The sequence below is a fragment of the Roseovarius sp. genome, from assembly GCF_048262375.1.
Classification (GTDB): domain Bacteria; phylum Pseudomonadota; class Alphaproteobacteria; order Rhodobacterales; family Rhodobacteraceae; genus Roseovarius.
The window spans coordinates 1-20622 of sequence record NZ_JBLXFE010000032.1 but is presented as its reverse complement, the minus strand read 5'-3'; the positions used below and the strand labels follow the sequence as shown (position 1 = coordinate 20622).

Annotated in this window: 13 protein-coding genes, 1 tRNA gene and 6 pseudogenes; 13 read left to right on the top strand and 7 right to left on the bottom strand. The window is 60.5% G+C overall.

Annotated elements, in window-relative coordinates; all coding sequences use genetic code 11:
* Positions 1-30 precede the first annotated feature (30 nt).
* The 6 genes from ACN0SW_RS18855 to ACN0SW_RS18830 all read left to right on the top strand — a co-directional run bounded on the left by ACN0SW_RS18855 (position 31) and on the right by ACN0SW_RS18830 (position 4839).
* A tRNA-Ser gene (locus ACN0SW_RS18855) sits at positions 31-120 on the top strand.
* Between the two features lie 922 nt (positions 121-1042).
* Positions 1043-1270 carry a hypothetical protein gene (locus ACN0SW_RS18850; RefSeq protein ID WP_417729462.1) on the top strand — a complete coding sequence of 76 codons (228 nt, stop codon included), beginning with the start codon at positions 1043-1045 and terminating at the stop codon, positions 1268-1270.
* A complete protein-coding gene (locus ACN0SW_RS18845) occupies positions 1270-1821 on the top strand; it encodes a hypothetical protein (protein ID WP_417729461.1) in 552 nt (183 codons plus the stop codon). The genes ACN0SW_RS18850 and ACN0SW_RS18845 overlap by 1 nt, the downstream gene beginning before the upstream one ends.
* Positions 1818-3299, top strand: coding sequence for a DEAD/DEAH box helicase (locus ACN0SW_RS18840; RefSeq protein WP_417729460.1), 1482 nt, complete (start codon positions 1818-1820; stop codon positions 3297-3299). The genes ACN0SW_RS18845 and ACN0SW_RS18840 overlap by 4 nt, the downstream gene beginning before the upstream one ends.
* Positions 3299-4240: a toprim domain-containing protein gene (locus ACN0SW_RS18835; RefSeq protein ID WP_417729459.1), complete on the top strand. Its 942-nt coding sequence runs from the start codon at positions 3299-3301 to the stop codon at positions 4238-4240. Before ACN0SW_RS18840 ends, ACN0SW_RS18835 begins: the two co-directional genes overlap by 1 nt.
* On the top strand, positions 4237-4839 hold the full coding sequence (locus tag ACN0SW_RS18830; protein ID WP_417729458.1) for a terminase small subunit: 603 nt from the start codon (positions 4237-4239) through the stop codon (positions 4837-4839). Before ACN0SW_RS18835 ends, ACN0SW_RS18830 begins: the two co-directional genes overlap by 4 nt.
* A gap of 104 nt (positions 4840-4943) precedes the next feature.
* Here ACN0SW_RS18830 and ACN0SW_RS18825 read toward each other — a convergent pair whose 3' ends face one another.
* From ACN0SW_RS18825 to istA, 4 genes and pseudogenes are all read right to left on the bottom strand, one after another.
* Complete coding sequence (locus tag ACN0SW_RS18825; protein WP_417729457.1) at positions 4944-5276, bottom strand: hypothetical protein; 333 nt, start codon at positions 5274-5276, stop codon at positions 4944-4946.
* 25 nt (positions 5277-5301) lie between these two features.
* Positions 5302-5724 carry an NAD(P)/FAD-dependent oxidoreductase gene (locus ACN0SW_RS18820; RefSeq protein ID WP_417729456.1) on the bottom strand — a complete coding sequence of 141 codons (423 nt, stop codon included), beginning with the start codon at positions 5722-5724 and terminating at the stop codon, positions 5302-5304.
* Positions 5725-5886: 162 nt separating this feature from the next.
* Positions 5887-6780, bottom strand: a pseudogene (gene istB, locus ACN0SW_RS18815) (IS21-like element helper ATPase IstB).
* Positions 6777-8357: pseudogene (gene istA, locus ACN0SW_RS18810) on the bottom strand (IS21 family transposase). Before istA ends, istB begins: the two co-directional pseudogenes overlap by 4 nt.
* Before the next feature lie 100 nt (positions 8358-8457).
* Between istA and ACN0SW_RS18805 the strand changes: the two are divergent.
* Together ACN0SW_RS18805 and ACN0SW_RS18800 are read left to right on the top strand one after the other, a co-directional pair.
* Positions 8458-9309: pseudogene (locus ACN0SW_RS18805) on the top strand (transposase); the annotation flags it as partial.
* A gap of 374 nt (positions 9310-9683) precedes the next feature.
* Positions 9684-10349 carry a hypothetical protein gene (locus ACN0SW_RS18800; RefSeq protein ID WP_417729455.1) on the top strand — a complete coding sequence of 222 codons (666 nt, stop codon included), beginning with the start codon at positions 9684-9686 and terminating at the stop codon, positions 10347-10349.
* Positions 10350-10529: 180 nt separating this feature from the next.
* Here ACN0SW_RS18800 and ACN0SW_RS18795 read toward each other — a convergent pair whose 3' ends face one another.
* Complete coding sequence (locus tag ACN0SW_RS18795) at positions 10530-11327, bottom strand: hypothetical protein (RefSeq protein WP_417729454.1); 798 nt, start codon at positions 11325-11327, stop codon at positions 10530-10532.
* A 285-nt stretch (positions 11328-11612) separates the two neighbouring features.
* Positions 11613-11750, bottom strand: a pseudogene (locus ACN0SW_RS18790) (IS1380 family transposase); the annotation flags it as partial.
* 13 nt (positions 11751-11763) lie between these two features.
* Here ACN0SW_RS18790 and ACN0SW_RS18785 point away from each other — a divergent pair.
* The 5 genes and pseudogenes from ACN0SW_RS18785 to ACN0SW_RS18765 form a co-directional block, all read left to right on the top strand.
* A pseudogene (locus ACN0SW_RS18785) lies at positions 11764-11853 on the top strand (transposase); the annotation flags it as partial.
* A 79-nt stretch (positions 11854-11932) separates the two neighbouring features.
* Positions 11933-12637, top strand: a pseudogene (locus ACN0SW_RS18780) (transposase); the annotation flags it as partial.
* 817 nt (positions 12638-13454) lie between these two features.
* On the top strand, positions 13455-15959 hold the full coding sequence (locus ACN0SW_RS18775; protein WP_417729453.1) for an ABC-three component system protein: 2505 nt from the start codon (positions 13455-13457) through the stop codon (positions 15957-15959).
* Complete coding sequence (locus ACN0SW_RS18770; protein WP_417729452.1) at positions 15956-16651, top strand: ABC-three component system middle component 1; 696 nt, start codon at positions 15956-15958, stop codon at positions 16649-16651. Before ACN0SW_RS18775 ends, ACN0SW_RS18770 begins: the two co-directional genes overlap by 4 nt.
* Positions 16648-19791 carry an AAA family ATPase gene (locus tag ACN0SW_RS18765; RefSeq protein WP_417729451.1) on the top strand — a complete coding sequence of 1048 codons (3144 nt, stop codon included), beginning with the start codon at positions 16648-16650 and terminating at the stop codon, positions 19789-19791. The genes ACN0SW_RS18770 and ACN0SW_RS18765 overlap by 4 nt, the downstream gene beginning before the upstream one ends.
* 375 nt (positions 19792-20166) lie before the next feature.
* Here the strand turns inward: ACN0SW_RS18765 and ACN0SW_RS18760 are convergent, their stop codons facing one another.
* Positions 20167-20493 (bottom strand): helix-turn-helix transcriptional regulator, encoded by a 327-nt coding sequence (locus tag ACN0SW_RS18760; protein WP_417729450.1) that lies wholly within the window; start codon positions 20491-20493, stop codon positions 20167-20169.
* Between the last annotated feature and the right edge of the window lie 129 nt (positions 20494-20622).

Sequence of the window (20622 nt, the reverse complement as noted above, 5' to 3'; positions counted from 1 at the left end):
CCCAAGGTTGCCTTGGATATACGCGTCGGCGGAGACGTGGCCGAGTGGTCGAAGGCGCTCCCCTGCTAAGGGAGTAGGCGGGAAACCGTCTCGAGGGTTCGAATCCCTTCGTCTCCGCCACTTTATTTTCTCACGCGGTTGATTTTAAGGGGTTTTCCATGATCCTGCTGGATTTGGATACACTTTGGGATACAGTTGTGTTTCGGCTGCTCAGTCTCGAAAGTCGTACCGTGCCATCTGTTATCATTACCGGGCCATGTTACTCTTGTTGGTCCAAACGATCTGAACACTTCCGGAATCTTGCCCAGTAGTCCGTTTGGGCTCTGAGTCGCCGTTACAAAAAGAAGTTGCGTCCTTGGCGGAGCAATTGCATCGGCGGACAGAAAGTCACCATGGCAATCGCACAGATCTGAACGACCTCCGGCAGCGCCTGCAATCCCAGCGTCACGTCGCTTCGATGAGCTTCCTCGTTCATAGGGCAGCTGGGCGCAACCATCTGGTTCATGATTGTCTAAACCCAACCGAGAGAGAGCTTGGTTTTTGTCCTGCACCAGCTCTGGGAGGCGCTCGGCGTACCAATTGACGATTTCCGGCAGGCGTCGCAGGTTGTGTAGCTCCTTCGATGCGTATTCTGCCGGATGCCTCTTAGTGAATTGATGATCTGGGTGCGCTGATCCGGCAAGACTTCACGTGTCCGGATAGGTTTCCGCGTGGTTGCTGTCGAGACGTGTTTGTGGTGACCGTCTGCATCGTGAGGCATAGCGGCCTCGACGATGGCTTCAGCGATTTCCTTTGCATCACGACGCTTGGTCAATGGAACGGCACTAATCCGGGACCGGTCCTTGCAGACCGCGGAAATGCGTAGCCTTCGGTACGCCCGAGCAGTGCCGATCGCAAGAATGGCAGACTTTTCGATCGGGATTTTTTCGTATAACGTCGGCTCATTCGCGTTCAATCCTGTTGGCGAACCATAACGGCGCAAGATGCGCTCTTCGATCGAGGCCCTGAGCTACCTGCCCAGGACCTCTCTTAGAGGTGTATCTTGACCACGAAAACTCCCACTAGCCGTCTTTGCGAGATGGAGCGTCTGCCAGATGGCGCGCTCGTCAGTATCCGCGAAGCCTGTGACTATGATGGCGTGTCGCTGCCCACCGGCTGGCGCCGCGTCAAGAAAGGTGACTGGCCCGTCGTACGTATCGGCGGAACGACACGCATTTCCATGGGTTCGATCCGCCGTGCGCGCGGTACCAAAGATCAGGGGGGCGTGTAATGGCCTTCCGCGCGAAAGATGCCCATGATCTGAACGTGCTGAGCAAACGTCTGGATCAGACGCTCCGCCGCTGCGATCCGCCGCTCACCAAGACTAGCCGGTTGATTCTCGCCAAGGCGACGATTGAGTTCGTTCGCCGAACGCTCCTCGGCGCGACAACGATCTACCCGGGCATGGAAAAGCTCGCTCGCTGGGGGAACTGCAGCGAGCGTCAAGCTAGACGCGTCGTGAGAAACTTGGAGGGCTTCGGTCTCCTCGTTCCTGTCGCGGCGCAGAAAGGCGGGAAGTACGCAACCCGTTACATCGTGGACATCGAGGGGATCGTCCGGTTCATGATGTCTCGTTTCGCAAACCCGCATACGAGTCTTATTGGCCAGATGCGGGACAACCGAGATCGCATTTTCACGGAAAAACACCCCGGACACGTGTCCGGCCATATGTCCGCCGGTATTAATAACACAAACGTAGAAAGCCACTCCTCCCTCGGGATGCACGATGAGGACGTCAACAAGCCCTTCCAGGATGAGAAGTCGAAGGGTGGTGCGCAATGACGACTCTTCTGGACTTTGCCCCCAACGGCCAGCGCAAAGAACTGCGACCACATCAGAACAAGGCGCTGAGGCAGATTGATCAATCTGCTGGAACAGGCAATCGGCGCATTGTGATGCAGGCGCCGACAGGCTTTGGGAAGACCTTGGTAGCTGCAACGCTGACAAAGCGTGCTGTTGCAAGGGGCAAACGGGTGCTCTTCGTAGCTCCTGCCATCAATTTGATTGACCAGACCGTGCGCGCCTTTGAGGCCGAAGGCATCAGCGACATTGGCGTAATGCAGGCGGACCATCCCCGCACCGATAGTCTGGCCAAGGTGCAGGTCGCATCGGTCCAGACGCTTGCACGTCGCCAAATCCCCGACGCATCGCTCGTGATCGTGGATGAGTGTCACCTGCGGGCGAAGGTCATTGAACAGATGATGGACGAGCGGGACGACGTGTTTTTCATCGGCCTGTCCGCGACCCCGTGGGCAAAGGGCATAGGCAACCGCTGGCAGGATCTGGTTATCCCTTGCACCATCGGGGAACTGATCGAAGCCGGGTATCTGTCGCAGTTCACGGCCTACGCGCCCGACGTGCCAGACATGAGCGGCGTCAAGGTCAAGGCCGGTGATTATGCCGAGGGTGACGCGGCGGACGTGATGCAGGGCAAGGCCTTGATGGCGTCCGTTGTCGAGACGTGGCTTGCCAAGGGTGAGAACCGCCCGACGCTGCTTTTCGGCGTGAACCGTGCGCACGCGAAGTCGCTTTCCGATGAGTTCGAGCGGGCGGGCGTGGCCACGGCCTATGTGGACGCCTTCACCGATACCGTAGAGCGCCAGTTGATTGAGCGCCGGTTTCGGTCGGGCGAGGTCAAGGTTGCCTGTTCCGTGCGGACGCTGACGACCGGCGTAGACTGGCCGGTGTCCTGCATCATCGACGCGGCACCGACGCAATCCGAAATGCTGCATGTCCAGAAGATCGGGCGCGGCCTTCGGGTGAACCCCGGCACCGAGGATCTGTTGATCCTGGACCACGCGGGGAACAGCCTGCGCAACGGTCTGGTGACGGACATTCACCACGACAGCCTAGACAAGACGCATCCGGAGGAGCGTCAGAAGCGCGAGAAAAGCGAAAAGCTGCCCAAGGAGTGCGCGAACTGCGCCGCGCTGCACACCGGCCTCATATGCCCTTTCTGCGGCCATGAGCGCAAGCCGGTGGCCGGTGTCGAGACCGTGGACGGCGAATTGATCGAACTGACGCCGCAGCGGTCAAAGGTGACGAAGGCCGAAAAGCAGACGTTCTACGGTATGTGCCTTTGGCTGGCCCACGAGCGCGGATACAAGCGCGGATGGGCGGCGAATAAGTACCGCGACAAATTCGGGATCTGGCCGCGTGGTCTGGATGAGGCTTTGTACCCGCCGGATCAAGTGTTCCTAAATTGGGAGAAAAGCCGCCGCATTGCTTGGGCAAAAAGGCAAAAGGAGGTGGCGAACTGATGTATCACACCAAAACCACCCAGGCTGCCAAGGGAAAATGGCGCGGAATCCTGCTTGCGCTTGGAATTCCGGAAGCTTGCCTCAAAAATCGTCACGGTCCTTGTCCGATGTGCGGAGGAAGAGACCGATTTCGCTGGGACAACAAGGACGGAGCGGGGACGTATTATTGCAACCGGTGCGGCGCTGGTGACGGCATGAAGCTGGCAATGCAATTCACCGGCAAGCCGTTTCGTGAAGCGGCCAAACTGATTGATCAGCTGGTCGGAAACGCCAAGGTTGATATGCCGCGTCCGGCGATGACTGCCGACGATCTGCAAGCCCTTCTCAGAAGCACGTATCGTGCAACGACGAGCGCGCAGCCGGGCGATCTTGTCCACACGTACCTTGCGACCCGAGGCGTAGATGAACTGATCTATCCAGAAGCTCTGCGGTTTGCCCCAAAAATGAGCGACGGCGCGGGTGGCGTCCGCCCCAGTATGGTGGCCATCGTTTCCGGCCAAGACGGTAAGGCTGTCACCATGCACCGGACATTCCTGAAACCAGACGGCAGTGGGAAGGCGGAGATGGAGGCACCGCGAAAGCTCATGCCCGGAAAGCTGCCGGACGGCGCTTGCGTGAGGCTCTGCGAATACGTCCCAGGTGGGCCGCTCGGTATCGCAGAGGGTATTGAGACTGCCTTGAGCGCCTCTGCCCTTTATGAAATTCCCGTTTGGGCCGCTCTGAATTCTTCGGTTCTGAAGCGGTGGCGCCCTCCGGCGGGAAGCCATGAGATCGCGGTGTTCGGGGATAATGATCCGGACTTTGGCGGTCAAGCGGCCGCATTTGCCCTGGCACAACGGCTGCGCATTCAGCGCTATGACGTTACGGTACACCTGCCCGAACAAGAGGGTGAAGACTGGAACGACGTGCTTTTGCGCCGAGACACAACGAAAACTCTTTGAGATTGAGCAGTTGCAAGTGCTGCATCGGTGAACGAAGAACGAAGGATTCAATCATGCCAAACCCAAAAAACACCCGCCACGAGGCCTTCGCCCAGGCGCGGGTGGCTGGCCTGACGATCGATGCCGCCTACGTCGAAGCAGGCTACAAACCCAACCGTTCGAACGCCGCCCGGATGAACGCAAATGAACACATTCAGAAGCGCATTCGCGAGTTGCAGGCTGCGGCAGCCGAGCGTGCCGAAATTGATGCCGCGCGAGTCCTTGAAGAGATTTCCGCAGTTGCTTTGAGCGACATCCGGGACCTTTTTGACCAGGACGGCTCGCTCCTGCCTGTAGAAGCCCTGCCCGAGAAGGTCGCCAAGGCCATCCGGTCGATCAAGGTTTCGTCGAAAAAGGCGCCCGACCCCGAGACGGGTGAAATCATCATCACGACGGAAATCAAATTCTGGGATAAGAACGCGGCACTGGAAAAGCTCTTCAAGCATTTCGGCCTCTATGAGCAAAAGCCACAGGACGACCCCATGGCCGCTTTCGTGCAAGCGCTGATGGGAAAGGCCAAGCCGCTGCCGGTGGCAACCGCCCACCGTGCCGACATCTAAAACCGGCAATTGCGGTCCGCGGTTAAGCGAAAACTACGAGATGGCCCTGCCCAACCGCGCCGTGACATCGATGCCATCGGGGGGCGGTTACAGCATCAAAGCCCTTACCCCAAGGCGACATAGATATCCGCGCCGAGCGAGATAGCCCGCACAGCAGGCTTCTCACCTGTCTCGCGCACCACCACCGCCCGCAGCGCTTGCGCGGCCTGTTCAGCCATTTCCGGCGTGCGCTCCGGCATTGATAGGTAATGCACGTCAACCAGAACCCTGGTCTGATCTTCAAGGCCCAGCGCGGGGACAAGTGTCAAATGGCATACGGATTGCGGCGCGGAAAACTCGGCCATCAGCGTGTCGCGCAAGGGTTTCAGCATCGCCTTGAAGTTGTTATGCCGTGCTGCAAGAAGGCTTTCTTCGACATAGATTTTTACGTTGGGCATGGTGTCTTCCTGATCTATCGACGGGCTACAGGCGGCTCATGGAATACGGGGCAGGATCGACCAGTGGATCGGTTCCCATGGCAATATCAGCTGCCAATTGTCCTGCGGCCGGTCCGGTGCCGAATCCGTGGCCAGACATGCCGGTCGCCAAGATCAACCCGGGCAAGGTGGGTGCGCGATCGATGACCGGGTTGTTGTCGGGCGTGATGTCCATAGTACCGGCCCAGCTTTCGACGATCTCGACATCCTTGAACGCGGGCCAAACCTTGGGGATATTGTCCAGCGCTTCCTGATTGATTTTTTCGTTTGCCGCCGGATCCATGACCCGTGCGTGTTCGAACGGCGACACAGAGGTTGAACTCCATCGACGCGGCAGCTTGATGTCGTCAAGGAACGGTTTGCCGATCAAATAGCGCAACATCCCTTTGGCGTGCTTCAGCATGGTCATGTATTTGTCAATCCCGGAGCAAAATGGGTCAGTGGACCGGTTGAATAGTCCCCAGCGGCGGCGGCCTGACGGGCGCCTTGGCGGGTGCGCTTCCACATAACTGGCGCGCGTCAAGGCGCACTGGCCGAAGGCCAGTTCCTTGGGGTCTGGTCGTGGTTTGGATCAGGCTTTTGTCTTGCGGCTCTGGCGGAGACGGAAGCTCTCGCCGTTCATTTCGAAGATATGGACGTGGTGGGTCAGGCGGTCGAGGATGGCGCCGGTGAGACGCTCGGATCCGAAGACCTCTGTCCATTCGTCGAAGGGCAGGTTCGAGGTGATGACGATCGAGCCGCGCTCGTAGCGCTGCGAGATAATCTCGAACAGCAGTTCGGCCCCCGTCTTTGACAGCGGCACGAAGCCCAGCTCATCAATGATCAGCAGGTCCTGGCTGGCGATGGTTTTCTGGAGACGCTGCAAACGACGCTCATCGACGGCTTCGACGAGTTCGTGGACCAGCGCCGCGGCGGTCGTGAACCGAACTTTCAGGCCCTTCTGACAGGCCGCCAGCCCGAGGCCCAAGGCAATGTGAGTCTTGCCGGTGCCGCTCGGCCCCAAGGCGATGACGTTCTCGCGCCGATCGGCGAACTCGCACCTCGCAAGTTCCATGGTCAGGGCCCTGTTGAGCGACGGGATCGCCGTGGAGTCGAAGCTGTCTACTGCCCGGCAGTGCATTGCGCAGCAATGTCACGAGAGGGGAGGCTTTTGGTGGCGGGGAACTTCGCGGCGTTCTGCGCCTTCAAATGGTCCCCCGGACCATTTAATCCGCTGGCGCGGACCAGCTTGAACTGCGCCGCTCGATCATCCGCCGTTCCCGCCTCGCGCCGAAGGCGCGGAACTCAAGACTTGGCGGCGCACGCCGCCGGGCAGTACCAGTTCGCAGAGCCGCAGCAGGTATTGGACATGGTCCTTGCCCTCGGCCGCGCATTGCCGGGCCAGCTTGGCATATTCGCTGTTGAAGGTCGGCAGGCGGAGCTTCTTGAGATGGTGCTGGAGCAGCACCTGCGGCGTGTCATTCATCTCGCCATCCCGGACATCAGGCTCATGTAGCTGGCCGGGTTCGTGGTCTCGACCCGGGCGCGCGGCAGGTAGGGGTAGATGTCGAGATCGAGCCGCGGCGGGCGCCGCTCGATGCGGCAAAGAACCAGGTGCTTGACCGCATCATAGCCGATCGCCCCGAGATCGAGGGCCTGCCGCACGGCGCCGTCAACATGGCACATCTCAAAGGTCTCAAGGAGCCGGAGCACATGCACATACTCCCGCTTGCCCTTCTTGCCCATCCGCGGCTCCAGCAGCCGATGCAGGGTGGCGAAGGCGTCCGGCAGATCCCAACCCTGCAAAGGGGCGGCCTGGTCGAGAGCCCCGACCTTCTGCTCCTGCAGTGGCAGGAAGTGCATCGGATCGAAGACCATGTCGGCCTTCTCATAGGATCTGCGGTGTCGCGCGATCACCTCGGCATTGCAGCCGATAACGACCTCGTGGACGTATCCGCGAACTTGGACCTCGTGATGAGCATAAGCCACCGGCACCGAGTAATCGTTGTTGCGGTAGCGGACCATCGAGATCGAGGTGGCCCGGGTGCTGACCTTCTCGCAGGCATCGTAAGGCACGGCCGGCAGTTCCATCAGCGTGTCGAGGTCCCGCATCAGGCGCTCCCCGATCGGCTCGCTGTGGCCGCGCACGATGTCGTCCTGGCGCTTCAGGCACTGCTCTTCCAGCCAGGCGTTCAGCGCCTTGAAGCTGTCGAACCGAGGTGCCGGCACGAGGAAGTTCCGCCGGCCATAGCCGATTACACCCTCCACGTTGCCCTTGTCGCTCCCCTTGCCCGGCCGGCCGAACCTGTCGTTGAACAGGTAATGCGACTGCAACTCGGCAAAGGTTCTGGTCCGTTCCCGTTTGCCGTCCATTGCCCGGCAGGCGATTACGCAGCAATCTGCCGGGAGGGGCCGCAGATCTTCGCCACCGCGATCGTGGTGTTGTCGTAGAGGATCGACAGCGGCACGCCGCCGAAGAATGCGAAGGCGGCGTCCGCCATGGGCCTCGAACCGATGGCGGCTTTCCATGGCGAACTGCCCGTCGCAAAAGGCCTCGGTCGTCTCGGCAGGGTAGGCCCTGATGAAGAACGCGTCCGAGTGCGGCAACGCCAGCGCGAAATAGTGCAGCTTGCGCTCGACGCCGCCGATCACTCCAAGTGTCTCACCAAAATCCACTTGGGCGTGACCCGGAGCGTGAGACAAGGGCACGAACACCTCGCGCGACCGCCGCTTCTTCTCCCGGACATAGTCCGTCACGATGGTGATGCCGCCGGTGAAGCCGTGCTCTTCCCGGAGCCGCTCATGGATCCGCCTGGCAGTGTGGCGCTGCTTCTTCAGCCGGCCTTTGTCGTCCTCCAGAATCTGGTCAATGATGGGAATGAAAGGATCAAGCTTAGGCCGCACCGGTGGCTTCGTGCGCCGATAGCCCGGCGGCACTGAATGCTTCAGGATCTTCGCGACAGTTTTGCGGTCGATCCCGAACACCCGCGCCGCTTCAATCGTGTTCATTCCGTCGACATGGCACGCACGCCGGACCCGGTTGTACAGCTCCACAGAATACATCCCCCGCCCTCAGCTCGTTCGCCTCGGGCCCAAAATGCGGACTTTTGCTCCGCGACGGTCAGATCACCCAACCGTTTCCACTGTCCATTTTGTCTCCGGGATTCACACGAAGAACCGCGACGGGCTGCTGACGACGGACATGTCTCGCAAGATCATGGCAGTCATCCTGGCACATCGCGAGGTGGTGCCGCTCCTGTCCGGCGATCACTTCTCGGTCGACGGCACCCTGGTGAAGGCTTGGGCGTCGCTGAAGAGCGCTCAGCCGAAGGAAAGGCTGCATCCGACGGGAGCGACGGTCCCGGCGCCCCGCCAGATGGCGGAGTGCCGACAGCATCCTCTCCTGACCAATCTACCGCCAAGCCTGAACCGATGACCCGCCCCAGACACCGCAGCCGCAATGCCGAAATCGACTTCCGTGGTGAACGGCGCTCGAATGCGACCCACGCGTCGACGACCGATCCGGCGGCCCGGCTGTTCAAGAAGTCGCCCGGTGCCGGGGCCGTGCTGTTCTTCATGGGGCATAGCCTGATGGAGAAGCGTTCCGGCCTGATCGTGCAGGCCGACCTGACGCAGGCGGATAGCCACGCCGAACGCCGTGCCGCCATCGACATGGTCCATCGCCATTCCCCGGATCGACCCGGCGCCTGACCCTGGCAGCGGATCGCGGTTACGACAGCGCCGACTTTGTCGCCGAGCTGCGCCAGATGGTCGTCACGCCCCACGTTGCCAGAAATCCCTGTATTCCGCCATCGATGGTCGGACGACCAGGCACTCCGGCTACGCCAAATCCCAGCCACGTCGGAAGAGGATCGAAGAGCCCTTCGGCTGGGCCAAGACAGTCGGTAGGATGGCGCAGACCATGTGTCGCAGCATCGAGTGGGTGCGCGCCCGCTTCACGCCGACGATCGCGGCTTGCAATCTGGCGAGGCTGCCTAAATTGCTTGCTGCCTGAGCCGGGCAGCCGCCGCCAGGACTGCATACCCATGATCCAGCCCCACCCAGCAGCCTGCTAAAGGGAAACCGTTCCTTACGGCAGCCTTTTTCAGCGGCCTGTTAGGGAGCGCCTACGCGTGGCGACGACATTTTATGGATGCCCCAGAGCATTCTTCTCCGCCATCGCTCTCGCAGAAATCGTCATCTTTTAGCTGTGATACTCAATGGGGACAAACACCTATGCGCCCCGTCCGGAGACTGAAGTCAAAGATCTTATTTGGGCTTGATCTCCATGTAAAACGACGGAAACCTAAAAGGCGAATAGCTCCTCAATTTTGTGTTGATTCGGGTCACACGCCCTAGTCGGCTGGCGTAGTTTTTTTGGAGATAATAATGAAGAAAGCGATCACTGCGGCCTTCGTGTCACTCTCATTTCTCTCCAGCCCTGCTCTGGCGATCCCCCTGATTTATGATGAGGCTAGAGATGGAGATATTGAACAATGCGGCTGCGTTCCCTTTCCTGAATATCCGCTCGATTTCGGAATCAATGTTGTTCGCGGATCACTATACAGTGCAGACAAAAACCCGCATGACCCAGGCAGGGTAGATTTTGATTTAATTTCCGCCAGTGTGCCAATGATGTCGGCTATCTCGACAGTTTCCGTTGCTCTTGCAAGGAGGGCAGAAGACACGGCTCCAGGAAGTGCTGCATCGAGTTTTATTATTTCTGGATCGTCTAATGGCGAAGCCATCACCTATGTTGGAAGATCAATCAGGGCAGGGCAATCTCTCGTTTTCAAAGTCAATTCCAAGGTTGACATTTTCTCATCAATTGGATTCCGTAGCATTAGCACATTTGGGTCGGCATTCGACTACGAAATCGCAATAACTTTGATCCATGAAAAGGATGTCCCTGTCCCTCCTGTTCCGCTTCCCGCGCCACTGTTTTTTCTCATTTCCTCAATATCCGTCCTTTTGGTATCTTCTTTGCACAGAGAAGCCTTTTCCACTATAAAGATGATGTGCAGAGCCGGTGAGGCAGATAGCCGAAGTCTCTGATTTTCACCTGTGAGCGCCCAGTTTTTGCAATTAGGGTATTGAAATTAAATATACATCACGTCGTTTAAGCTTTCCCTTGTTTATTATTTTGCACCGAATTAATCATACTCATAGAGGCGGACGACGATTAAGATGTTGGCGCTTAATTTTTCATTTACTGGGTTGTGGGTCCGCCATTTGTCACAACGATCTAAGACGAAGATGCGATGCTTCAAGGTCGAAGGTGCGGTGCTTCAACGCCTTCGGCAGCCTCATTACTGACAGCCCCAATAAGGCGAAGAATAAAAACAGTCCGGCATTGGGAAGGGGGATGGGTGCAACTGGTTGGCCGACAACTGTAAGGTTGGTAAAATAAATGACAGAACCAGGCTCGTGATATACGGGCGTCCCGTCAGGTAAAAACTTCGTCAACGAAGAAAATTCAAGACGCTGTTCCAAGGCCGTCGAAATCTTATCAAGGTGTTTAAAAGCCGAAAGCCAACTTGATGGGAGTCCCGGCTTGTCGCTTAGAAAAGAAAAATTGAAATCATACACATGGTAATTTGTGTCTCCAGGCGCGAATCTCGAGACCGTGCCATCTATCGTTTTCCCGGCATATCCGTACTCACTCCAGACGTGAAAGCCTGAATGGCTAGAACCTGCGCTGATGCTCAGCGCATAAGTAGGAATTGTAATTCCCGAAGAAATTCCGGCTCGAATGGTCACTGAATCCAAGGGGTATATGGCTCGCTGGTAAAACCCTCCGTCTCCCGCCGGAAATTCACCGACACTCAAGGGGGAGAAGGATTGGAAATTAAAGTCAATAAGAAGCTTCGAATCGTCGCCAAAAATTAGTTTAGAAACTTTTCGTACTTCGATTTCACCTGGTCCACTTGCTTTGTAATTTGCATCTGCGCTTAATGTAATTGTTGCCGCGTGAGCGTTTCCAGTTCCAAAAATTGAAAGAAGTAAGAAGATAGCTGAAGCGGCGGACTTCATGTGGGATGCACCCAATCTTGACATATCTAACAATTCCCTCAGCCTTCCTAATCGGTACCAAAAACCGACATTCCCCATTTGGCCTGCCGTTGTGGGTGATGATCGTCTGACGGGGCTTGTGGGTCAAGCGCATCGTGCCCGTGATGGCCGCGATTTCCGTGCGAGGAAACGGATTTGCACGTATCGGATCGTGAACCGGCATCATCCTTCGACCGCGCTCTCGTTCTTCAGCACGTCTGGCATACCTGTCTTGCCGCTTTTGTTCAGTTTGGTTCCGGTTCGCGGTCATGCGCATGACGGAGGCGCTTGAAGACGGCGGATAGCTTCAAGGATTGCGCGCACCATCGGGCCGGTGACCGCGACCTCGGTCAATTGGAAGGTGATGGCGCGGGCATGACGCACGACGCGGGCCCCGATCTTGATTGTCTGACGTCAGCGCCAATCGACAGGGGGCGTTGAGAGCCTCCTGCGGCTGATCGGTGTGAAATGGACGGTGCCGGACTTCAGCACTCTTTCCCGGCGCCAATAGACCCTGGCTGTCAACATCCCCTATCGCGGTACCAAAGCTTCGCTGCACCTGTTAATCGGCGGCATCCACATGATCGTTGCCCGGTGGTGGCCTGTCGCCGGACGGCACCCGATGGGTCGCCTGCAAGCCCGGGTTCTTCCTGCATGTCCGGGTGCCGTCACGATTGTTCCGGCGCCTGTTCCTTGACGGGTTCATGGACTTGCACCGCGCCAGGCGGCTTGCATTCTTCGGCGATCTCAAGCGGCTGGCGCAGCCCGACGCCTTCGCCGCCTGGCTCGCGCCGTTCCGCAAATCCGAATGGGTGGTTTACGCCAATCCGCCCTTCGGCGGGCCTGAGGCGGTTCTGGCCTACCTGAGCCGATACACCCACCGCGTCGCGATCTCGAACCATCGCCTGATCAGCGCGGACGCCGCGACCGTCGCGTTCCGATGGAAAGATTTCCGCATCAAATCCGGCGACCGGCAAAAGATCATGCGGCTGGCCACGCCCGAGTTCATCCGCCGCTTCCTGATCCACGTCCTCCCGGACCGTTTCCACCGCATCCGGCACTACGGCCTGCTGGCCAGTTCGGCCCGCAAGGCCAACCTAACGAAGATCCGCGCCTTGCTCTGCCTACAACGCCCAGAAGACCCCGTTGCGCCAAGTGCCGAGGCGGAGGCCGCCCCGTTCACCTTGCGTGAGCCATGCCCCTGCTGTGGCGGCCCGATGCGCATCATCGAGATCTTCCGGCGCGGGAAGAAACCGATGTCGCATGCCCCACCGAGGGAGCAGGCAGCATGACATATCGCCCGTCATCCGTCACGAAACAGCACCGGCTACAATCCGCAGACCCGGTCCGAACTGCGTGTCCTCGTTCCTTTCCAGCGCGGCAAAAGGCGGCGACAACTCCGAAACGCACCGCCTTGTCGGGATCACCGGCTGGGTTTACGGTCGTGTCAGGCGTCCGGTGCGCCATCAGCCGCACCACGGATGCAGCCGCCGCCCCGATCGTCCGAACGCTTTCCCCATAGCCTGATCCAAGACCCCCGCGGCTTCCTCCTTCCGAGGTTTGTCAACGCGGGCCGCCACCTCCCGGCCGCCCACCTCGCACCACGGCCCGCATCGAAAAACCTTCAGGAAAGCGGTCGGTCGCTGCGGCGAGAACGAACGACCGGTTTGGGCCGTCTGCGTACCGGCGGCTTCTAAGCGGCTTGAAGTGGAAAGCGAACTTCTATTCAGGATGCCTGCAGAGCCGGTAATATCCATAAATGCTCATCCCGAACCGTTCCCGCTCCATCCAACTTCGGACATCATTCGTGTGGCAACATCGACCTTTTTGGGCTGCCGCTGATAACCGCCCGTTACGGTGTAGGTGGAGACGCTGCGCGGAAGGGCGAATTAATGAAGTTGAGCGGCGAGCAGCGAACCCTGTTGAAAGCGACTTCGCAAGACCTATCAGAATCTTGCGGCACCCGCGCTTCTTCTCCATAAGCTAATGCACCGGCTGTCGTCGCGACGTGGCTGGAGGGGAGCTGATTGTCAAACATGCGCGCAGTAGTTCACGTCACAACCATGGTGCCGCAACGGCGAACCCGAGCGACTACGGGAGTGCGCGTCGTTGGCTGATGCCTTGCTTGCCCAGGATATTCTTGACGGCGTGGCTGTTCGCGATCGACCGAATCTGTTCGTGATCGGCAGTTTCGACCGGCGCATCACCTTCTATTCCCAGCAGGTCCGGGCGCTGTCGCTGGTCCACGCGCTCAAGGAACTCGGCTATCTCCACGCCGATCCGAGGATAGCGGTCGTCGGCGGCGGGGCGGCCGGCGTTACAGCAGCCGCAGCTGCCGCATTGGTCACCGGATCGCAGGTTGTACTGTTCGAATCTGCCGATGCGCTTTTGCCCCTTCAGTCGACGACCGATCGTCGGCGGCTCGATCCGCATATCTACGATTGGCCGGCGCACGACACGACCGATCCCATCGCCGACCTGCCGATACTCGACTGGGAATCCGGGACGTGTCGCGCCGTCCGCGACGATATCCTGCTCGGGTTCGAAGACATCGCCGTCAGGCTCGCGCCGCGGCTGGAGCGACGACTGCGCCATCAGGTTACCGCGCTGACACGGACGGCGGACGGCTATCAGCTAGACATCACCGATCTCAATGCTCCACCGCCACAGCCAGGCGCAGAGCTACGCGAACAATTCCACATGGTGTTCCTCGCCGTCGGGTTCGGGCTCGAACCGGGCGAACCGGTGCCAACGATACAGAGCGCAAGCTATTGGACCGATGCCGGGGTCCCGGTTGCCGAGTTCGCAGGTCGGCCGACCCCGCGGTTCTTCGTCAGCGGCGCGGGTGATGGCGGACTGATCGATTTCGTGGCCGCCGGAACCCGCGATTTCGATCATGCGGGCATGATCCGGCTGATCTCCGAGCATCCCGGCATCGCGGCGTTGAAGCCGGCCCTAGCCTCGATCGATGTGCGCGCCCGCGCGGAGGATACCAAGGGTGTCCGCTTCGATTTCATGGCAGCCTATGACGCAGAGCTCCTACAATCCCTCACCGACATCGGCCTCGTCGCTGCGGTCGCGCAGCAACTCCGCCCCGGCGTGCAGCTGACGTTTCAGACCCAGCATGCCGAAATGTTCGATGTCTCGACGGCAACGCTCAACCGGCTTGCCGCCTATCTCACGATCAAAGCTTGCGCAGGCGACGCCCAGCACTCCTTCCGGCATTTGCATTGCGGTGTCGTTTCCCGGATTGACCCGCCGGATCCGGCACCCGTTGTCGCCCCCTTCTGGCTCGACTGTGCCGGGGAGACGGTTGCCGCGGATGCGGTGATCGTCCGGCGCGGTCCCCAGCGCGATGTGGTGCGGGCACCCTTTGCCCCGCACCTGGCCAGCTTCGATGTGACGCACAAGGAATGGCTTGCACGCCACGGCGAGGCGACGCTCGTCCCGAAATTGTCAGGGCCGGCACGTTCTTTGTTCAAGGAGGCGGCGCGCAGCGCGAATATCCTCGCGCCGCGGCTGCAGCGACTGGCCGCCAACCAGCTTCCAATATCGGTGCAGCTGTTGCGCGAAGGCGCCAACATCCGCTGGTCCGGCGCGATCGCGGCAGACGAGTTCGTTCGGTCTTGGAGCGAGCAACAGCCCTTCGAGATCATCTTGCCGGATGGTCCCGAAGCGCTTTGTGCCGTTGCCGGTGCTGTGTTGCGGGTCGCCTGCCACAGCAGCAATTGCCGGCTCCACGCCGCGCCCGGCCTGTGGAGCCAGCTTGTCCGCGAACTCAGCCTGGAATCGCCGCATGCCGAAGGCATGGCGATGCCGGCGATCGTCGCCGGCAATCCCGGCGGCGCGGCCCAGGATCCGGTTTCGCTGCCGCCCGACATTCTCGCGCGTCGCATCCACCGGTCTCTCGACAGCTGGCTGCTCGAGCGGTTGGACGCGCACCTTCAACCATTCTTCGCCAGCAACGCCGATCCTCGCCGCCCGGTCAACCTAAAGATCGCGCAGGATCTTCGGGTGGCTATGGCCGCGACTTGGGCGGTCTGGCATGCGTCGTTCGGCGACGACTCGGCGCTGCTGAGCCATTTCCTTCGGTTGATGATCTGTGCGGTCGACGAAGACGATCATCGCGACGCGGCGCAGGTTCTCGTCGGCCCCAGCAAATGGCCGGTGATCTTGCGCGGCACCGTGGTCGCACTCGCCATCGCCGCAGCCTGGGACGCTACATCGCCGAAAAGTGCCAGGCCCGGCAATTTGGTCCGCCTGCGCGACGGCGACAGCGAATGGGCCGGTCATGGCTGCGCGGCTGATATGATCAACGGTGACGAGATGTCATTGTGTGCCGCATCGTTCATTTGGCAGACCCAGTTTGTCATCCTCGTTGTCAAAAGTGCCATTGATGTCAGCCGAATCGCCGAGCGGCCATTCGCTCGGATCGACACCGATCAGCCGGGGCTCAGCGATACGGATGGCTCTGGTCCGGTGATCATGTCGATCAGTCGCGATTTCGTTGGCGCTGCGGCGGAAGGCCTGGCCGAGCTACGCAATCTATTGGCAGTAGTTGAGGCGCGGCACTTCGAGGCGCTCGAAAAGGCAATCATGAAAGGGGTGGCATGATGGATAGCGCGACTTTGTCACCCGGACTGGCGGATTTGGCTGAACGGCTGCGCAAGGCGGCCCTAGCGCTCGGTCTGGAAGTCGAGGACCGCCCCGAATTGGCGAGCGGGACCTTCAACGGCGGATCGACCAAGTCGACGACGCTCAGTCCGACCGATCTGCCGACTGATAGCCACGCGATCCGGATCGATCGCTTCAACATCGTGCTGGGTATTCTCCCCGACGTCGCTGCCATGGAAGCAGTGCTCGAGACGCTGCGGCGCTGCCGCAACCAATGCGTCGTCGCGCGCTCGTTCCTTGGGACCAACGAGACGTTGGACCTGCAGCTGATGCTGCTGGGACCGCGGGCGAGCGAGCGGCAGGAGGCTTGGCGCGCAATGGCATTGATGGTCGAGCGCGATGACCGTGTCGCTCGCAAGCTGGCGTGGCTGCGACCCGAAGATCCGTTGAATGACGACGAGAGTTTCGCCGACTTTCTCAAGCGCACCTTCCTCGCCCGGCCATGGATCCATGCCGAAGGCAAGTTCGAGGACGCGGCGCTCGATGAACTGAGCGGCACCAGTGCAACCGCGCCGGGTCTACCGCGGACGACGGCGGCCGAATGGGAGCGGATCACGCTCGACGAGATGAAGACGCCGGATGATATTGTAGCGGCGTTGGTCAAATCCTGGGGTCGGAGGGGGCAGGCGTGAGCCATATTTTCCTTTCCCGCATCGCGATCCTTAATTTCCGGACCTTCGGCGACTTCGCGATCGAGATTCCGGCGGCGCCTGGTCTGGTTCTGCTCACTGGGACCAACGGCTTGGGAAAAAGCAGCTTCTTCGATGCGATCGAATGGGGACTGACCAATAAGATCCGGCGGTTCGAACCTTATATAAACAAGGGCCGTAAGAAACTCGTCGAGAAGGATTATCTCACGCGCCGGGGTGCCGAGCCGGGATCGCATCGCGTAGCGCTGACCTTCTCGGACGGCGACCCCGTCGAGCGCAGTGCCACCGGCGGCACGGCGATGCCGGACATCGTCGCGCAACTTGCGCGGCCCGACCGCCGCACGATCAACGATCTTGGGACCTATCTGGCCCTCACTCACTTCCTCGGCCAGGCAGCGCAGCAGCGATTCACTAGCCGCGACCCACAAGACCAATGGCAGGCGCTCAAGGGACCAAGCGGCATCGATCGGCTCGAGCGTATTCGCGCGGGCCTACGGGGGCGACCGACCATCGCTGCATTTACGCGCCGGCTCGCGGCTGAACAAGGCGTCGTCGCCACGCTCGATCGGCAAATCGCGGACTGGCAGGGGTGGATGACGCGCCTTGAGCGGCTCCGCGCGGCGACCCGCGCCACCGGAGTACTCACGGCCGACGAAGTCGCTGCGCGGATCGTGCTGCTCGAGCATGACCTTCAGCAGCTCGCAGCGGGCCAGCCACTTGCGGTCACCAGTGACGGCATCGGGCAGCGCCTCGCCGCGCTCGGTGATCGGATCGGCGAGGCGCTGCGTACCACCAGCGATCGTAAGGCAGAACTCGAGGGGCTCTCGACGCTGCCGGCACAGTTCCTTGTCAGCCAGGCCGAAGCTCGGCTCGATCATCCGAGTCTCGTGCGGTTGCGCAGCTTGGTGAACGATGCGCAGGCGCGCTGCGATCGGGCCTCCCCGCTGATCGGCTCGACCAGCGACGCGGTGACCGCGCAGAACGCCACGATCGCCGCGATCGACCAGAACATTTCCGTGCTCGACGCCGCGCGTGCCGATCTCGTCCGCCGTGACCTGCTGGGCGCGTGGATCTCGACTGAGCAGCAGGATCGGGCGTCGCTTAACGAGGCGATCGCGGCGCACCACACGACGATCGCGGAAGCCGACGCTGCGATCAGCCAGCATGGCAAGGCCAGTGCCGAAGTCGCGCGCTTGCGAAGTCTCGCAGCATCCGCGCGCGCGATTAACGAGTCGATGGCAGATTATCTCGATTTGGAAGGCGAGTCCGGGGCCGCTGAAGCCGAACTGGTGCACGGACGCGAAGCCGCTGCGCGCGCCGCGTCCGAACTGGCGCCGCTCGAAGCGCGACTCGCCGATCTCGACAGCAAAATTGCCTATGCCGAACGCGCACGCGCCGAAGCTGACCGCCACGCGTCGACGATCAGCGCGGCCTTGTCGCAGCTTGCCAGCCATATCCATCAGGACGACACCGACTGCCCTGTTTGCCAGACGTCGTTCGAACCGGGCGCGCTCAAGGCGCTAGCCGATGCTGCGGCATCAGGCAGCGACCATCGCCTCGCGCAAGCCCATGACGCGCTGGAGGCCTTGCGGAGCACCCGACCCGCGCTCAGCGATGAAATCCGTCGCCTTCGAGCGGTCGTGGCGGCGGTCGACGGGCTCGAACGGGTTGCTAGGGCGGCCGCTGATGCCGTGACAAATGCACGCGCCGCCATTGCCCAGACCCTTGCTGCCGCACCGGAGAGCGAACTCGCCGGGCTTGCAGCAACTCGAGCACGCGATGCGGAAGCCGCACTTGCGGCGGCAGTGGCAGCGCTGGAACTGCTGTCGGCGAACGCGGCGGCGGCAACCGAACAGCGATCCAGCGTGGCAGCCGATCTCGACGAGCTAATCGCGCGCGACAATCAGCTTGGCGCACGGCTGGCGCAGTATCAGGCAGAGGACAAGGCCTGCGTCGATCGCATCGCCGCACGCAATCTGTCGAATACGACGATCGGCGACATTGAGGCGAGATTGACGGCGGAGCGCGAGCGCGGCGAAGATGCGCGGGCTCGTTTGGCACAGCTAAACGAGGCGGCCGCCAACGCAGCTGCGGACGTTCAGCGTGAGCAGGCGGCTCTCGACCTCGCGCTGCGCGACCTTGCGGCGGTCGAGGCAGCCCGTGCAACCTCGGAACAAGCCGCACGGCAGATGCAGCAGCGGTGGACACGCGCCGGTCTTAACCACATTCCCAGCGAGGCTGAGTATGATCGTGGACTCTCCGCAATCGAAGCGGCGCTGGCGGGTTTGCGATCACTGGCCGAACGCCAGCGGGAGCTTGCCCGCGACAATGAGGATGCGCTTCTTCAAAGCGAGATCGACGAGATCGTCGCATCGATGCGGGCGGCTGGTGATGACGATGGCGTCCGGGATCCGGCAGCTTACCTGGCCGGACAGAAGGAAAAGATCGAGGCCGCTCGGGCGGCAGTGAAACTCACCACTACGGCACGCAACGCGGTAAAGCGCTACTCGGAGGACCTTCAGAAGCAAGCCGACGATTTTTCGGCGCGCGTGCTCGACCCGCTCAATACGGTGATCGACGATTTCAACGAGGCGATGCTGAGCACGCCCGGTGAAAGCATTCAGTTCAAGGCGGCTACGCGGGTCGATGCGACCAGCTTCGGCATGGCGCTGCGCTACCGGGAGAAGGTCGACAATGCGATCGAGACGAAGAAGGATTTGCCGCCCCAGGTCGTGCTCAGCGAGGGCCAGCTTGCGGCGAATGGCTTTAGCATCCTGTGCGCGGCGAGCACCGCCTATCCTTGGTCACGCTGGCGCGCGCTACTGCTCGACGATCCGCTGCAGCATAACGACATCATCCACACCGCCGCCTTCGTCGATGTGATGCGCAATATGGTCGAATTGAACGGCTATCAGCTGATAATGTCGAGCCATGACCGTGGCGAGAGTGAGTTCATCGCACGCAAGTTCGATGCGGCCGGTCTGCCCTGCTCCACGGTCCTGTTAACGGCGCCGTCGGACAAAGGCGTAGTCTGGAACGCGCCGGTACATAACAAGGCCGCGACACGGATATTGCGTGAGGATGCCCCCCCCCGAGCGTCAGCAGCGCCTGACGCGGTTTAAGCGAAGGTGACTATGTCTCGGGATTAAGTGCGATCAGCTCGTCGAAGACGATCGGCATTCGTGCCGACGCATGTTCGCCTCGATCCCGGCAACAATGTCGGTCGAGCAGTCGTAGTTGCGGTGCGCGCGCTGAGCAGAATGTGGCGGATGAGCTCGTAGCGCGCCGTCTACAGATTCTCAAACAGAAGCGAAATTATCGTCCGCTTTAAGGCCCACTCAGAAAACGCTTAAACGTCCGTTATGGAGGCGCGAAGAAGACCTTGCGCTGAGTTCGTGCGGCCGTCCGCTTTGGGCCGTGTGTGTCGATCGGAAGGATGTCTGGCAAGCAGTTAATGCTGCAGCGCCGCAGGTCCGCTGCGAGCCCGAGGGCGACACTTACGGTCCGATGATGCCGACACCAAGTAGGACCCGAACGAGGGCGGTCTGGGTGTTGACGCCTGTCTTTTCGTAAATACGACTGAGGTGGGTGCGCACGGTATTCACGCTGACGCCTAGTTCCTGCGCCGACGCCGTCAAGCCGAACCCGGTCGTTATCATCTCTGCCAGACGTGTCTGTGCTTCGGAAAGACCGAATACGTTTTTCGCAAGCTCCAGGCTGCGGGTAACCCGAAGACCGTCATCGAAGGTAACGTAGGTGTCTCCGTCGCGCACGTAGACGACACAACTCTGGACGCCGCCGTGATCGTCTTCGCCGAGAACCACTGGACCTGTCGCGGTTTGATGCCGCCCCTTTGATAGCATTTACTGCAACAAAGGAGACGAACTATGGGACGTGGAAGAACTGACGAATTCCGCAAGGATGCGGTGCGCATTGCGCTGACCAGTGGGCTG